The 14,218-nt window shown below is 63.3% G+C and carries 15 protein-coding genes and 3 pseudogenes; 9 read left to right on the plus strand and 9 right to left on the minus strand.

Going from position 1 to position 14,218, the window contains the following annotated elements; genetic code table 11:
- The 6 genes and pseudogenes from Q4543_RS21930 to Q4543_RS21955 form a co-directional block, all read left to right on the plus strand.
- On the plus strand, positions 1 to 3,797 hold a 3,797-nt coding region (locus Q4543_RS21930; protein ID WP_303441884.1), incomplete at its 5' end, for a Hint domain-containing protein.
- 900 nt (positions 3,798 to 4,697) lie between these two features.
- Positions 4,698 to 4,928: pseudogene (locus tag Q4543_RS24675) on the plus strand (hypothetical protein); the annotation flags it as partial.
- 151 nt (positions 4,929 to 5,079) lie between these two features.
- Entirely contained in the window at positions 5,080 to 5,334 is a 255-nt protein-coding gene (locus Q4543_RS21940; protein WP_303441888.1) for a hypothetical protein, read from the plus strand.
- 82 nt (positions 5,335 to 5,416) lie between these two features.
- Complete coding sequence (locus Q4543_RS21945; protein ID WP_303441889.1) at positions 5,417 to 5,926, plus strand: acyl-CoA dehydrogenase family protein; 510 nt, start codon at positions 5,417 to 5,419, stop codon at positions 5,924 to 5,926.
- 8 nt (positions 5,927 to 5,934) lie between these two features.
- Positions 5,935 to 6,258, plus strand: a complete 324-nt coding sequence (locus Q4543_RS21950; protein WP_303441891.1) for an AMP-binding protein — start codon at positions 5,935 to 5,937, stop codon at positions 6,256 to 6,258.
- 179 nt (positions 6,259 to 6,437) lie between these two features.
- The gene (locus tag Q4543_RS21955) at positions 6,438 to 6,764 is read left to right on the plus strand and encodes a nitroreductase family protein (protein ID WP_303441893.1); all 327 of its coding nucleotides are present in this window, start codon (positions 6,438 to 6,440) and stop codon (positions 6,762 to 6,764) included.
- A gap of 263 nt (positions 6,765 to 7,027) precedes the next feature.
- On the opposite strand, the pseudogene Q4543_RS21960 reads toward Q4543_RS21955, so the two are convergent.
- From Q4543_RS21960 to Q4543_RS21985, 8 genes and pseudogenes are all read right to left on the minus strand, one after another.
- Positions 7,028 to 7,303 (minus strand): annotated as a pseudogene (locus Q4543_RS21960) (CoA transferase); the annotation flags it as partial.
- 38 nt (positions 7,304 to 7,341) lie between these two features.
- The gene (locus Q4543_RS24680) at positions 7,342 to 7,647 is read right to left on the minus strand and encodes an SDR family NAD(P)-dependent oxidoreductase (RefSeq protein WP_368502184.1); all 306 of its coding nucleotides are present in this window, start codon (positions 7,645 to 7,647) and stop codon (positions 7,342 to 7,344) included.
- Positions 7,532 to 7,984, minus strand: a pseudogene (locus Q4543_RS21965) (SDR family NAD(P)-dependent oxidoreductase); the annotation flags it as partial. The gene Q4543_RS24680 and the pseudogene Q4543_RS21965, both read right to left, overlap by 116 nt.
- Before the next feature lie 74 nt (positions 7,985 to 8,058).
- The gene (locus tag Q4543_RS21970; protein WP_303441897.1) at positions 8,059 to 8,202 is read right to left on the minus strand and encodes a hypothetical protein; all 144 of its coding nucleotides are present in this window, start codon (positions 8,200 to 8,202) and stop codon (positions 8,059 to 8,061) included.
- 214 nt (positions 8,203 to 8,416) lie between these two features.
- The gene (locus Q4543_RS24685; RefSeq protein ID WP_368502182.1) at positions 8,417 to 8,860 is read right to left on the minus strand and encodes an enoyl-CoA hydratase-related protein; all 444 of its coding nucleotides are present in this window, start codon (positions 8,858 to 8,860) and stop codon (positions 8,417 to 8,419) included.
- Between the two features lie 7 nt (positions 8,861 to 8,867).
- Complete coding sequence (locus Q4543_RS21975) at positions 8,868 to 9,167, minus strand: hypothetical protein (protein WP_303441899.1); 300 nt, start codon at positions 9,165 to 9,167, stop codon at positions 8,868 to 8,870.
- Positions 9,107 to 9,331, minus strand: coding sequence for a hypothetical protein (locus tag Q4543_RS21980; RefSeq protein WP_303441901.1), 225 nt, complete (start codon positions 9,329 to 9,331; stop codon positions 9,107 to 9,109). The genes Q4543_RS21975 and Q4543_RS21980 overlap by 61 nt, the downstream gene beginning before the upstream one ends.
- 260 nt (positions 9,332 to 9,591) lie before the next feature.
- Entirely contained in the window at positions 9,592 to 9,780 is a 189-nt protein-coding gene (locus tag Q4543_RS21985; protein ID WP_303441903.1) for a hypothetical protein, read from the minus strand.
- On the opposite strand from Q4543_RS21985, the gene Q4543_RS24690 reads away from it, so the two are divergent.
- From Q4543_RS24690 to Q4543_RS21995, 3 genes are read left to right on the plus strand one after another with little or no spacing between them, the layout of a single operon-like run.
- The gene (locus tag Q4543_RS24690; protein WP_368502183.1) at positions 9,779 to 10,075 is read left to right on the plus strand and encodes an AraC family transcriptional regulator ligand-binding domain-containing protein; all 297 of its coding nucleotides are present in this window, start codon (positions 9,779 to 9,781) and stop codon (positions 10,073 to 10,075) included. The two genes, Q4543_RS21985 and Q4543_RS24690, sit on opposite strands and share 2 nt — an antisense overlap.
- Positions 10,038 to 10,277, plus strand: coding sequence for an AraC family transcriptional regulator (locus tag Q4543_RS21990; RefSeq protein ID WP_303441905.1), 240 nt, complete (start codon positions 10,038 to 10,040; stop codon positions 10,275 to 10,277). The genes Q4543_RS24690 and Q4543_RS21990 overlap by 38 nt, the downstream gene beginning before the upstream one ends.
- 4 nt (positions 10,278 to 10,281) lie before the next feature.
- On the plus strand, positions 10,282 to 10,872 hold the full coding sequence (locus Q4543_RS21995) for a FadR/GntR family transcriptional regulator (RefSeq protein WP_303441907.1): 591 nt from the start codon (positions 10,282 to 10,284) through the stop codon (positions 10,870 to 10,872).
- Positions 10,873 to 11,733: 861 nt separating this feature from the next.
- Here Q4543_RS21995 and Q4543_RS22000 read toward each other — a convergent pair.
- Complete coding sequence (locus Q4543_RS22000) at positions 11,734 to 13,659, minus strand: TonB-dependent siderophore receptor (protein ID WP_303441909.1); 1,926 nt, start codon at positions 13,657 to 13,659, stop codon at positions 11,734 to 11,736.
- Positions 13,660 to 14,218: the final 559 nt, after the last annotated feature.

The following is a 14,218-nucleotide window of genomic DNA, read 5'->3' on the forward strand; positions in this document are numbered from 1 at the left end:
TCGAAGAGATCGACGGCGGTGCGGGCTATGACCGTATCATCGCCACCTCGGGTGACGATACGCTGGATTTCTCCGGCTATACGATGACTGGCGTCGAACGGATCGAAGGCGGGGATGGCGACGATTCGATGATTGGCAGTGCCGGCGCGGATGTCCTGGACGGCGGCGACGGCATCGACACCCTTCAGGGTGGGGCCGGAGATGACACGCTGTATGGGGAGACCGGAAACGACAGCCTCGACGGCGGCGACCATTCCGACACATTCGTGGTCGAGAACAGTTTCGGCGCCGACACGGTGACCGGCGGCGAGGGTGGCGTCGATTACGACACCATTCATCTAAACGCCGTCAGCTATAGCGTCACGGCCACCTATACTGCCGATTCGGCCGGGTTTATCACGGATGGCACCAATACCGTCACCTTTACAGAGACCGAACATCTGGTCCTCACAAATTACGCCGATCTGGTGGATGCCAGCGCCGACAGCATTGGCGCCGACATCGATGCCATGGGCGGCGCGGATTCGGTGCTGGGCGGCGCTGGCGGCGACACGGTCGATGGCGGAGAGGGGTCCGACACTATTCATGGCGGCCTCGGCCAGGACAGCCTGACCGGTGGGGGTGGTGACGACACGGTCCTTGGCCAGGACGACGGCGACAACATCCAGATGCGCGGCGGCGATGGCAACGACATCATCGTCGGCGGGGAAACCGGGGTGGGCGATGACACATTGGCGTTCGAAAACGCCGGCGGGTCCAGCGGCGCCGATGTTCTGTTCACCGGCGACGAGGCCGGCACGGGGAGCTTTTTCGGCAGCAGCGGCAGCGCGTCCTTCACCGAGATCGAGGTTGTACAGGGCACCGCTGGCGCCGACCGGCTCGACGCCACTGCGACCACCGCTGGCACTACTCTTTTTGGCGGCGCAGGCGACGACACGCTGATCGGCGGCACCGGCAACGATCTGCTCGAAGGTGGCGAGGGGGGTGATACCTTCATCGTCCTCGACGGTTTCAGCAGCGATACCATTCGCGGCGGCAACGGGCGCAACACCATCGACATGAACGCGCTGAGCGCGGCGGTCACGGTGACGTTTACCGGGGATGCCGCCGGGACCATCACCGACGGCACCAGCACGCTGACCTTTGAGGCCATCGAGTACCTGATCCTGTCAGAAGGTGCCGACCTTGTCGACGCGACCCTCGACAACCTCGGCACCGAGATTGACGCGATGGGCGGAGCCGACTCGGTGCTGGGCGGCGGCGCTGCGGATACAGTCAGAGGTGGGGAAGGCAACGACACCATCGACGGTGCGGCAGGTGACGACAGCCTGGCCGGGGATGGCGGAGACGACAGCCTGTCGGGCGGTGACGGGAACGATACGCTGACCGGCGGAGCCGGCCGCGACACCATCCTCGGGGGCAACGGAAATGATTCCATCGATGGCGGCGATGACGCCGATTCCATCGACGGCGGCGTTGGCAACGATACGCTGCTCGGCGGGGCGGGCAATGACACCCTTCTCGGCGGCATCGGCAATGATCTCATCGGCGGCGGCGAGGACGCCGATTCCCTCGAGGGGGGCGATGGTGCCGACACACTTGCCGGTGGCGCCGGGGCCGATACTCTGCTGGGTGGCACAGGCGACGACAGCCTGCTGGGCGGCACAGGCGGCGATCTCCTTGCCGGTGGCGACGGGGCCGACACCATCGTTCAGGAGGACGGGTTCGGCGCCGATACCATCACCGGCGGCGAAGGCGGCGCCGACGCCGACCTGATCAACCTCAGGGCGCTCAGCGCCGGTGCCACGGTCGTCTTCTCTGGCGATGAGGCGGGCACGATCACTGACGGCACAAGCGCCGCCAGTTTCGTCGAAACCGAACGGCTGTGGCTGACCGAACAGGCCGATTTCCTTTATGCTTCAGCCGACAGCACTGGAACCTCGGTCGCGGCAGGCGGCGGCGCCGACACGCTGACCGGTGGCGCGGGCAACGACCTTCTGGAAGGAGAAGACGGCAGCGACAGCCTGCTGGGCGGCGCAGGGGCCGACACGCTGTCCGGCGGCGCGGGCGATGACACGCTGACCGGTGGTGCTGGCAACGACATTCTGGATGGCGGCACCGGCGCCGACACGTTCATCGTCCAGAATGGCTTCGGGACCGACACCATTCACGGTGGGGATGAGCGCGACACCATAGATCTGAGCGCGCTGAACGTGCCTGTCACGGTGACCTTCACCGGAGATGCCTCTGGAACCATCACCGATGGCACAAGCACCCTGACCTTCGACGGCATCGAATATCTGATCCTGACGGACTGGGCCGATCTTGTCGACGCCACCGCCGACAGCCTCGGCATCGAGATCGACGCCTTGGGCGGCGATGACTCGGTGCTTGGTGGCAGCGGCGCCGATACCGTCAGAGCCGGGGATGGAAACGACACCGTCGACGGCGCGGCGGGAGACGACAGCCTATCAGGAAATCTCGGCAACGACAGCCTGTCGGGTGGGGACGGTGACGATACACTGGACGGCGGATCTGGCCTCGACACCATACTCGGCGGCACTGGGACCGATTCCATTGATGGTGGCGATGGCAATGATTCCATCGATGGCGGCGCGGGCAACGACACCATCGCCGGGGGCGACGGCGATGATTATATCGACGGCGGCGCTGGCGACGACTACCTGACCACGGGTCTGGGGCAGGACACGCTGATCGGCGGCGAGGGAAATGATACGCTGATGAACTCGGCTGGCGATGACAGCCTTGTCGGTGGCGCGGGGGATGACAGCCTCGTGGCCTCTGGCGGCAACGACACGCTCGAAGGCGGCGCTGGCAACGACACGCTGGAAGGCGGCGTTGACCATGACAGCCTGAGCGGCGGTGACGGCAACGATGTGTTTGTCTACGGCGCCGGTGACGGCAACGACACGATCACCGATTTCAATTACGGCAATACCGGCGCCCTGAATGACGGGGATAGCACCAACAACGATTTCATTGACCTGTCGGGCTTTTATGACAACCCCAGCCAGTTGCGCGCCGATCAGTCAGACGATGGCATTCTCAACCAATCGAACACGCTGGACGATCGGGGCAACGCCGTCGATTACACGGACAATACCCAGTTCGGGACCGGGTCTCTTACCATGCACGGGGCGACTGCTTCGAGCTATTCGGCCGACAATACCGGTGTGGTCTGTTTCACCTCGGGCACCGCCATCCTGACGCCTGCTGGCAACGTGGCAATCGACGATCTGCGCGTGGGGAGCCTTGTCTGCACGCTCGACAATGGGCCACAGCGCATTGTCTGGATCGGGCGCAGGGAGGTTTCGCATGATGAACTCATATCCCGTCCGGAATTGCTTCCGGTACTGATCCGGCGCGGGACGCTGGGGGCAGAGCGCGACCTGCTCGTGTCGCGCCAGCACGGGGTTCTGATCGGGCAGGACAGCTTTGCCCGCTCGATCCATCTGGCAGAGACCATGAAAGGCGTTCGGATTGCCCGTGGAAAGCGAACCGTGACCTATATCCACCTGATGTTCGAGAAACATCAGGTCATCTTTTCCGAGGGCCTTGCAGCCGAAAGCTTCTTCCCGGGCAGGATGTCACTCCAGATGATGCCCAACCCAGAGCAGACTGAATTCCGCAGGCTCTTCCCGGTTTTCGCCACCGCAATAAATACGGACAACGAAGCGCCGACATACCCTGTCGCACTGGCGCGCCCGTTCCTTCCAAGAAAATCGCTCGCGGGCACGATCCCGCCTGAACTGCGCCCTGCCGGGGTCTCGCCATGAGATCAAATCTGCAAATCGGATTCGGGATCTTCGTCTGATCGAAGCGCGCCGCCGCCAATGTCCACGACTTGCTTAAGCGCCCGGCGCGCTTGCAACCATGTTTGATGCCCAGCAGCCAGGGCAGCCTGCCCTGCCCGGCAAGTCAATGCGCCGAAATCCCAAAAAACGCGTCAGGCGCGCCCAAGGAGGCTCGGATTGCGGCGCGCGTCGACTCGATTGTCGTAGATCTCCTCGAACAGCTCGGCGGCTCCTGCAACCGGTGGCGTATGCAGGGCAGGCCCACCCCTGTGGAGCAGCCGTCAGCCTTGGTGCAGCCTCGGAACCGGCCAACTGCGAGGATCGCCATGATCGCAGACATGACAGCGGGCGCCCCCAACGTTGACCGTACAAAAAATGAATTTCAGCCACCATTGTCCGCCCCGATATCATTTTTTGTCCGGCGCTAAATGAGAGCGAAGCGCCTATAATACCGCCCCAAGAAACCGCGTCCCGACTGAGCCTGCCTGGGCTGAACTGGGAGCGATTGAGCGCATATCTGGACATCGGCGGGCGGGTTCTGGACCCGAACGTCGCGCCGCGCAGGTTTTCCGCTGGCTACGGCAACATGAACGTCCTTCTCGGTGTCGACGGTCATTTTGTGGTGCTGAGGCGACCCTCGGCGGGTCCGGTGCCTCTGGGTGCGAATGATATGGCGCGCGAATTGGGTATTCTGTCGCGCCGTAATGCCCACCCTGCCCCTTGTGCCCCAAGCCCAGCTGTTCTGCGACAACCCCGAGGTGATCGGAGCACGGTTTTTCCTGATGGAATACCGCCCCGGCCTTGTGGCCGGAGAGGAAATTACGCCCGACACTACCAATGAACGGGCCGGGTTCGATCGGGCAGTTTCTGGGCGGCAGGATAATGGATGTTCTGGCAAAGCTGCTCGGCGTCGATGCGCAGGCCTCCGGTCTTGGCGAGCTTGGGCGGCCCAAGGCGTTTGCCCTGCGCGCCCAGCGCGGCTGGGCCAAGCGTGCCACCGTGAGTTGGGAGCAATCGCCCCCTGCCGAACTTGGCACGCTGCTGTCGTGGCTCGACAACCACCAGCCGGTGGCGGCAAACCCGTCGACCCAGTTCCGCGATGACTTCAAGTTCGACAACATCATCCTTGATCCGGACACGCTGGAGCCTCCCACCCTGATCGACTGGGATATGCACGCTGGGCGAGCCGCTCTACGATCTCGCCGCCCTGCTCAGCTACCGGACCGAGGCGGCGGACCCCAAGGCCAAGCACCTGCTGTGCCAGATGCCCACCGCCCGGCACGGCTTTCCCACGCGCGAGGCGGCAGCAGCGCTCTATGCCAAGGTCAGCGGACGGGATTTGCAGGGCCTCAAGTTCTTTCGCATGCTGGCAACGCTGCGTCTCGCCGTGGTGTTCGAGCAGCTTTACCGCCGCTCCGAGACCGCAGGCACCGACGACCCCGGATTTGCCGAGCTCGACGATCTTGCCCGCGGACTCCTGCGCTTTGGCATGGACGTCGCCAATGGCCGCCACGTCTGACATACATTGTACCATGATCGCCTTTGATCCGCTTCCGAACAAGATGCGTTGCACCAGCGTATCGAGACCTTTGTCATGGCGTATGATTGCACCTTATGAGAAAGACCTACGCAACACCCCGCACGGCCCGACCGAGGATTTGCGCATCGAACTCACTGGTCTGGCGCGCGACGCCGGGCTGTTTGCTCCGCAAGTGCCCGAACGGTGGGGCGGCATAGGGCTGGATCATGTCAACATGGCAATCGGCTGCAAGGCTTGCGGGCTGTCGCCGCTTGGCCCCATCGCGATGCATTGCGCCGCGCCCGATGAGGGCAACATGAACCTGTTCGACAAGGTGGCAAGCGAGGCGCAAAAGCAGCGTTGGCTCAAGCCCTTCGCCGCCGGTGATTTCCGCTCCTGTGTCTCGATGACCGAACCTTTGAGCGCGGGGTCGCACCCATCAAAGATGAAGACCACGGCACGCTATGATGGCGATGAGTTTGTCGTCAACGGGGGCAAATGGCTGATCACCGGGGCCAAGGGCGCGGGCTTTACCACCATCTTCTGCGATGTCGAACCCGACGGCGACAAGCCCGGCGGGCCGACCTGCTGATCTCGGACATGGACGCACCGGTTCACCTATGCCGACATGCTGATCGGGCCAACCGCCTTGCCAATTACCTGACCGGCAAAGGTGCGCGCAAAGGCGACCGCGTGCTGATCAGGCTGCCGCGCGTGCCCGAATGGCAGATCGCCATGGTCGGCTGCAACAAGATCGGCGCGACCCCGATCGCCTGCGTCACCATGCTGACCAAAAGAGATGTGAGCTACCGGCTGGAACATTCCCGGCGCCGTGGCGGTGGTGACGACGGCGCACGAGATCGGCAAGATCACCGGCGACGTCAAGGTCCGGCTCAGCGCCGGCGCGGCGCCGGGATGGGATGACGTCACGCCCGCAGCCGGCAGACATCGGCGATCACCGCCCGTTTCGATGCAGGGGATGCGGGCCGCGAAGCGTATCGGATTGCCCTGCCCTTTGGCGCGTGCGCGATTTTGCCCGCAGGCGGACAACCGGCTGCGGGCTTTACGCCGCGCTTGGCATCGGGCGGCACAAAAAACACAGGATGCGCGCCCAGCACAGGCGCAATTTCACCTTCTTTGACGCGTCCGTCGAGCTGATCTTTTCCATCGAGTGCGACCTGCCGGTGGGGGCATGGGTCGATTGCGGCATGATCCTGCAAAACATCATGTTCACGACGCGGGGCTCTGGCTTTGAACTCTGCCCGCAACAGGCCTTTGCCCCCTATCATGAAACGATCCGCGACCCGCTTGACCTGCCCGACAACCGCATGGTGATTTGCGCTATGGCCATGACGGAGACGTCCGACCCGGCGAACCGGTTCCACAACGAGCGCGAACCGCAGGATCAGTTCGCGACCTTCCACAATTGAAAGCGCCCGGCGCAGGGCCGGACATAGATCATTCAAAGCCTTCGCCGTTGAGCCCCCCACCTCGGGCGCAAGGCGCAGCGGGGCGGTATCGTAAGCCCTGAACTTGATCGGCAGGCACAGTAGCCGCTGTGGCCGCGTCAGGCTGATGCCTTTTGCGAGCTGCACATCACGGCAGAGCTGATCCCAATAGCATCCACATACGCGATCGAGGTAGTCAGTGAGCCGCCATCCGAGTTTTCATACAGCGCATGGCCCGGATCGCGTTACGGCAAGGCCTCGTATTCGGTTTCATGGCTAGCGATGAAAGAGGTCTGAAGCGTCAGAACCGCATCGCTCATGGCGATGTCGATATAGGTCCCTGTCCCGGTTTTGTCGCCCGCCACGAGGGCCGAAAGGATACCAGCGGCAGTGTAAAGCGCCGACATCGTATCGCCAAGCAGCGCGGCGGAGGGCGCGCCATCGACCGTGCCGTAGATCCGCTCGCCCAGCGCGCCTCCAAGGTTCTGAAAGGTCACATCATGCGCCGGGCGTCTCCTGTCGGGGCCGGTCTGGCTTTAATCCGAGACCGAGGCGTAGATCAGGCCCGGGCCGGCAGTTTGGCCGGTTCGGCGCAGCCCTGATCGGTTTCCCAGAAAGCATCGTTGATCGAGGTGCGGATATAGCCCGGGTACGGCGCATTGACCCGAATGCCATGTTTCGCCCATTCCAGCACGTGGCCCGCTTTTAAGTGCAGGATCATCGCTTTTGAGATGGTGTACAGCGACACACCCTTTGGCAACGCTGGCCGAAAGCATCGACGAGATGTTGACGATACAGCTCTGCGTCTCTGCCTCGATCCAACGTGCGGCGCAAAGCTGCGACAGCCGCCATGACGCGCGCACATTCACCGGCATGGTCTGCTCGAAATCATCAAGCGTCGCCTTGTTGGCGCGGGCAGTCAAGCTGAGCTCGGCGTTGTTGATCAGGATGGCAGGCACGCCCATGCGCTCGGCCACGGCGTCGATCCAATTGTCCGGTGCGGCCGGGTCGACCGCGTCGAAGGAGAACACCATCGCCCTGCCCCCCTGCTTTCGACCTCGGCCACCAGATCGGTCAACTTGTCGACACTGCGCGCCGCCACGGAAACGGCGGCCCTTTGCGCGGCCCGTCAGGGCGAATTCATACCCCAGACCGGATGAGGCTCCGGTGACCAGTGCGATCGTGTTCTCAAGCGTCCTCACACCCTTATGCCGACAGTAACTATTTCGATCAGTTAAAAAGCCACTTACTGTCCGACAATACAGGAGTCGCGATTTCAGGCGGCCTGACCGAAAAATCGCTTCTGCATGGCATCCCTGGCGCCAGGAATCCGCGTGAGCTCGATGAACCGGCGGATCTCCAGACGCAGCGCCGGTTCGATCGGCATCTGCAACCCGTGATAGACAGCCTTGGCGATCAACCTCTGTTCAGGCCACTTGGCAGCACCGTTGCGTGTGAGCCGCGCATTCAAGCCGTGGAGAAACCGCTCAAAACCCGCTGCCGGCCGGGCTCACGAAAGCCGCGCGCCATCCATGGCTGTTGCGCGTCCGCGTTGGCAAGCAGCCAGTCGGTTGCCGTGCGGTGCAAGACCTCTGCGGGAACCATCCCGGTCAGCAGCCCCAATGCCTTAGCCCTCACCCCGTCATAGGTCGCGCCGTCGAGCAGACCCGCGATGCCCTCTTGCCACGGGGGCCGCTCGCACTATCCGCTGGATGCCGCCAAAGCCCGGCCATCAAGATCGGCCTGCTAGAGGCAGGTCTTGGCCTGATGGCCGAATCGTTTGCGACAAAGCGCGCATGGGCGGCCAGCGCCATCTCGAAGCCGCCGCCAAGGCAATGGCCGTTGATCGCCGCCGCGACCGGCTTTCCGCAGTTCTCTAGCGCCCAAAAGCTGAGCATGGCACCGGCCATGACGGACCAGGGCTGCTCTGCCGACAGGTCGAAAACCCACCGACCATCTTCAGATCGGCCCCGGCATGTTGCAATCCCTGACCGAAACGATGCTGCGGGCAAAGCGGCCTTCGTCTCACGCGCGCCCGGCAGGTTTCTGCCTTTCCACGGCCAGCGCATCCACATCATCGCGGGTTTATCCGCGCAAGCTTGCGATCAGATCGGCCGGGATCCCCTGCAGCACCGATTTGCGCGCGATGGCGATGCCGCGATCGGCCAGCACCGGCACACGGCGCATCATTTCGACGCTACCCGCCACCACCAGCCCGGCTTCGCCGCTGGCGATTTTGCCTGCCGCGTTGGCGCAAGCCTCGAGCCTCAAGGCGCAAATGCGTTTGACCTGCACCCCCGGCACGGTCTCGACGTAACCTGCTTTCAGAACTTCGGTGCGGGCGATGCCGCTGCCCTGATCGACCACCGGGTCGACGCAGCCCAACACCACCTCCCCACCGCCGACGTATCGAGGTTTGCGCGCTCTTTCAGCGCCCTGAGCGGCGTGGCGGCCAGCGCCACCGGGCTCAGCTCGCCCAAGGTTCCGACAGAAGCCTCGCCCCGTCCGCGCGGTGTGCGCACCGCGTCGAAGATCTGTACGTCGCTCATGCCAGCCCGCTATTTCGCCGTCAGGCACAGCGCACCATCAAAGCGGATGACCTCGCCGTTCAGCGTCGGATTGGCAAAAATCGCCGCCATTAGATAGGCAAATTCCAAGGCTTTCCTAAGCCAGGGCGGGGTCGGGAGAGGTGACACCGGCCTCGACCAGCACCACCTTGTCGCCCACCGGCGTGCCTTCGATAATGCCATCAATCCCGCATGACAGACCTGACCGCCCCCGTCCCTCCCGTGTTCATTGATGAGGCGTTTCACTGCGCGCGACGGGCTGGGCTGGATGGCCCGGGAATTGCCTTGGCAATCAGCGAAAGCGCCACGGCCCCATGACCTTGCAGCGCCATGGTCAGCTCTGGATTGCGCTGGCGCAGGACATGGGCGACGAATTGCTCGGCATGACGGGCCATACGATGCGCCCGGGCGGCTTTGCGCTGTTGTGCCATGCGATCCTTGGCGCGGCGGTGCATCCCACTGTTGCAGGCCGACTTTCGCTGCAGCGCCCTTGGCAGGGCCGTCGCCTATTCCTGTTTTTTCGGCACGCCAGCGCAGTTCGACGCCGCCGAGACACGGGTGTTGATCGGTGCCGAGTACCTCTCGCTGCCAGTCAACCGCACCGAGGCTGCGTTGAAACGGTATCTGAAGGACGCTGGCGGTCATTCCGGCCGCGGACTGGCCCGATTTCGACAGCCTCGCGGCGCGGTTGACCATGCCGCCCAGCACCCTACGCCGCCAGCTTAAGGATCAGGGCACCAGCTTTCGCGATCTGAAAGCCGAGCTGCGCCAGATACGCGCAAAACAGCTTTTGACCACCGGGAGCCTGTCTGTTGCCGAGGTCGCAGGCCAGTTGGGCGATGCCGAGCCAAGCGACTTTTCCCGTGCCTTCCAAGGCTGGACCGGCACCTCGCCCGCACGAAATCAGGAGCACCATTGGCAGCGGTGATTCTATGTCCGACACAAAACCGGACGCGCGGGGTATCCCTCGTATTTCCACCGGCTGGATGCATCCTGAACGGGATTTCGACCGTTGCGAGAATGCCCCGATGGTACTGAACCTCAATTCCAATGACGAGCTGACGCTCTTCCGTCAGCTGGCGTTGGCGTTGCAGCAGAAAATCCTGTCTGGCGAATTGCAGCCCGGCGCACGCATGCCTGCAAAAACCGCACTGACGAGCGCCAATGGCAATTACCGCTCGACCGTCCGAGAAGCGATCCGCTCGCTCGAGCAGCAAGAGCTGCTGTATCGTGAAGACCGCAAGCGCAAGCTGTTCGTCTCGCGCCCCAATACCGAGGCATTGTCGCGCCGGCTGGTGACGCCGATGGTGATGAACGGCGCGACCTTCGAGGAGATTTTGGAAGCCATCCGCGCGCTGGCCCCGGTGGCTGCCGAGGCCGCGGCGCAAAGGCGCGATCTGGACGATCGGAAGGCTTTGGAGGACAATATCGCCCGGACAATGGCGGCGATGGATGACCCGTACGAACTGGCGAGCCTCGACATCACCGGCCCAGCGAACTTCCCGGCCCCGTTGGGTGATTGACCCGGATCAGGCGGCGCGATTCAGAATTTCCAGAATATCCCCCGCGCCATTGATCGGGCGCGGGTTCATTGGCACCCATGGAGTCGCCAGCGCGGCCTGTGCGATCACGCCGAAGTTGTCGGGCAAAAATGCCGGTAGCGATCAGACCGCGCGGCAGGCGCAGCAAGCGCGGGCGCCGCTCCGCAGAGCCGGTCGATCTCCTGCGGCTGTGCAATGCCATTGGCCAGACACAGCGCCACCGCCAATGGCCACGATCAGATCGGCCCGCGCCTGCCGTGCCAGTTCGGTTGCCGCGATCACATCGCCGCGCGGCACATGCGCGCCCATCTTGTAAAAGACCGCCGCACAGCGAGTCCTCAGCGCTTGGGGCAGCTTGTAGACTTCAGGACGATGAGCGCGCGGGGCGCATTCAGCTGTTCGACCTCGCAGGCCAAGGCCTCTGCGGCCGGTTCATCGTGAACGACGGCCTACTTCGTGGTGAAAATGACTCGTGCCATATCTGCTTTCGGCTGAATTGAAATATGTGGCCGCGTAACTTTGGGGAGAACAGCCGCGCCGCCTGTCGGGCGCTCTGTCGACGGCGATCACGTCGCCGAACAATGCCCAGTTTGCGCCTTCGAGTTTCATCAACGACGTCGCTTTGATCGGCGCGAAATCCTTTGGCCCGGTGGTCACCGGGAAGCCGCATCGGCGCCTCGAACCCGGTAAGGTTTCAACAGCATTGGAAAGACCCGGCGCAAGCCCTGACGGCAACAGGCTCTCGGGCAACGCCCAGAGCGCGCCTGCCCGCGCAGCCCCCTTCGCGTCCAAACAGCGCGCCAGATACAAGACGGGCGCCACCGAAGTGGCGCCCGCTCAGGATCAGAACCGCATGGTCGCAGAGACGGTAAAGGTCCGGCCCGGTTCGTAGAGCGGAATGACCGACCCGGTGTAATCCAGCCCGTCCGAGCTGCGGCTGGCGTATTGCTCGTCAAAGACGTTCTTGATGTCCATCCGCAGTTCCAGCCCGTTCAACGCGGCAGGCTGGTAGGTGGTGTACAGGTTCAGAACCTCGTAGGCGGGCAGATCAGTGTCGGTGGAATCGTTTTCAAACGCGATCTCGGCAGTGCCGCCAACGCGCCAGTTGTCGCGGATGTCATACCCCGCTTCCAGCCCCATGATGCTGCCAACCGGACGCCCCAGATAATAGGACGTGCCAGAGATGGTATCATCATCCAGCGTGACGTTGGCATGGGTGTAGTTCACCTTGGCAAAGCCGCGATCCCAGTTGTAGGCGAGCGAGCCATCAAAGCCGCGGGTCGTCACGTCGGCCTGCGCGCCGCGATCCCCGCCCGAGGGCAGCACCGCGTTGACGTTGTTGATCTCGGTGTGGAACAGCGCGCCGCTGATCGCCCAAGGTCCGCTGTTCCAGCGCAGACCGATCCGGGCCGAGTTCGACCGCGAGGCGCCGAAGTCGTCATAGGTCCAGTCGCTGCCGTAGTTCACCAGCGCCGCTTCGCCCAGTGCAAAGCCGCCAAAGGTCGTGGCAAGCCCCGCGTTCAGGGTCAGCGTATCGGTCAGTACGTAATCCAGCGCGGCGTTGCCGCTGAAGCCGCCCTCTTCGAAATCGCTGCCATCCGCACCTTCAAACCATTGGTAGTCGTAGCGCAGACCGTAAGATACCGACAGGCGGTCGTTCAGATCCTGCCGTGCCTGAGCGTACAATCCGACGTTCTGGTGGCTCTCTGCCCCCGAGGTGCCTTCGGTGGCGACGGCGCTTTCATCGAACGCGTCGATCCCGGCGGTCAGGGTGCCGTTGGCCAGATGGAATTCGTTTTCGACATTGCCCGACAGGCTGTAGTTGACGCCGGACACCGCGCCCACGTCGACCTCTTGTTCGTTATAGGTCAGCTGTGCGCTGGGGGCGAACCAGCCTTGCGGGTTCTCGTCGGTGTAGGACAGCGTGTACGAGCTGCGGCGCGCGTAGCCGTCGATGATCGTGGTGGGGCGCGAGGCCGATACCAGACCGCCGAAATCGGAGCGGATGAAGCCGCCTTGCGAGGCGCGCCCGCCGGTGTCTTCGGTTTCGGAGGCGGCGAAGGTCAGACGCTTGCCGCTTTTCGTGGTGTAACCCAGCTTAAGCATGTAGCTGGTCAGATCGGCTTCGGTGCCCTCAACCTCGTCGCCATCGCCGTCTTCGTAATCGTCGCCGGTCTGCCTACTGGCCGACAGCAGCCATTCAAACCCGCCCTGCTGGCCGTAAAGCGCCATATTGCGGCGTACGCCGGTGCCGTTGTCGCCGGTGGTGACGCCGATCATGCCGCCGAAGGGGTCATCAAGATCCAGCAGATCGCGCGCATCCTTGGTGGTGTAGGCCAGAGCGCCGCCAAGTGCACCGGGGCCGGCATCGGCAGGGGCGATGCCTTCGCTGACCTCGACCCGCTTGAGCAGGTAAGGGTCGATCAGCACGTTGCCGGTGTGGTGGAATGCGCCCTTGTTCTGGCGTGCGCCGTCGATGGTGACCGACAGCAGCGATTCCTCGACGCCGTTCACCAGCACCTTCTGGGCCATGGCGGCGCCGCCGCTGACGGTGACGCTGCTTTCGCCGCTGAACACGTCGGCGACCGAGGCGGGGGCGCGGTCATCCAGCTCTTCCTCGGTGATCTCGGTGTTGCCGAGCAGGCTTTGCGCCTGTTCGCTTTCGATTCGCAGCGTTCCGAGGAAAGTGGCATCGTCCTGCGCTGAAACGCTGCTTGCGGCGCAAATCGCCGTCGTAAGGAGCAACGCGCCCCGATTAGTGAATGTCATGAGACTGTCCCTTGAGTGTTTCTCGATCTCGCTGGATCGCGTCGCCGTCTCAAAGGGGGGGGGGCGCTGTCTGGCATCGAGCGTATCGCCGCCTTATCCGACTAAAACACTCAGATCAATTACGCCATGACGCCTTGTCGCCGCGTTTGTTGCGAAAATGCAACCTTCAACGGGCACACAAGAATCGCCGCAACATCCGGATAGGCGCCCATCCGCTCGACCACAAAAGGAAGCGCTCGCCGTCTGATCGTTGGAGCCTCGACAGGCCGATAGCCGAATCCCAATTTCCGAGAAATCGCTCCCGCAAATGCGGCCCCCGACCGGCCCCTTCCCCGCCGCGCATCCCGGAGACGATCGGTTTCTGCACCTATCCGGTGTGTGTCAATCGGCAGCGAACATTGGGTCTGACTCAATTTCTGTGGCGTCTTCATACCGAATGTTGGAGACGTGCGAGGAGGAGTTCGATACCGGCGGCACCATATATCTGCCGCTTCAGCATCTTCAGCCGGTTGATCTGACCTTCGGTCTGGCCATTGGACCAAGGCTCACGGAGCGCCGC

The sequence above is a fragment of the Salipiger sp. 1_MG-2023 genome (assembly GCF_030547555.1).
Taxonomy (GTDB): Bacteria; Pseudomonadota; Alphaproteobacteria; order Rhodobacterales; family Rhodobacteraceae; genus Salipiger.

Excerpts from the sequence above, each read along its gene's own strand:
- Q4543_RS21940 (WP_303441888.1), top strand. The coding sequence starts at position 5,080 with ATGCCCACCGCCCGGCACGGCTTTCCCACGCGCGAGGCGGCAGCAGCG.
- Q4543_RS21945 (WP_303441889.1), top strand. The coding sequence starts at position 5,417 with ATGATTGCACCTTATGAGAAAGACCTACGCAACACCCCGCACGGCCCG.
- Q4543_RS21950 (WP_303441891.1), top strand. The coding sequence starts at position 5,935 with ATGGACGCACCGGTTCACCTATGCCGACATGCTGATCGGGCCAACCGC.
- Q4543_RS21955 (WP_303441893.1), top strand. The coding sequence starts at position 6,438 with ATGCGCGCCCAGCACAGGCGCAATTTCACCTTCTTTGACGCGTCCGTC.
- Q4543_RS24680 (WP_368502184.1), bottom strand. The coding sequence starts at position 7,647 with ATGTGCGCGCGTCATGGCGGCTGTCGCAGCTTTGCGCCGCACGTTGGA.
- Q4543_RS24685 (WP_368502182.1), bottom strand. The coding sequence starts at position 8,860 with ATGATGTGGATGCGCTGGCCGTGGAAAGGCAGAAACCTGCCGGGCGCG.
- Q4543_RS21980 (WP_303441901.1), bottom strand. The coding sequence starts at position 9,331 with ATGAGCGACGTACAGATCTTCGACGCGGTGCGCACACCGCGCGGACGG.
- Q4543_RS24690 (WP_368502183.1), top strand. The coding sequence starts at position 9,779 with ATGCGATCCTTGGCGCGGCGGTGCATCCCACTGTTGCAGGCCGACTTT.
- Q4543_RS21985 (WP_303441903.1), bottom strand. The coding sequence starts at position 9,780 with ATGGCACAACAGCGCAAAGCCGCCCGGGCGCATCGTATGGCCCGTCAT.
- Q4543_RS21995 (WP_303441907.1), top strand. The coding sequence starts at position 10,282 with ATGTCCGACACAAAACCGGACGCGCGGGGTATCCCTCGTATTTCCACC.
- Q4543_RS22000 (WP_303441909.1), bottom strand. The coding sequence starts at position 13,659 with ATGACATTCACTAATCGGGGCGCGTTGCTCCTTACGACGGCGATTTGC.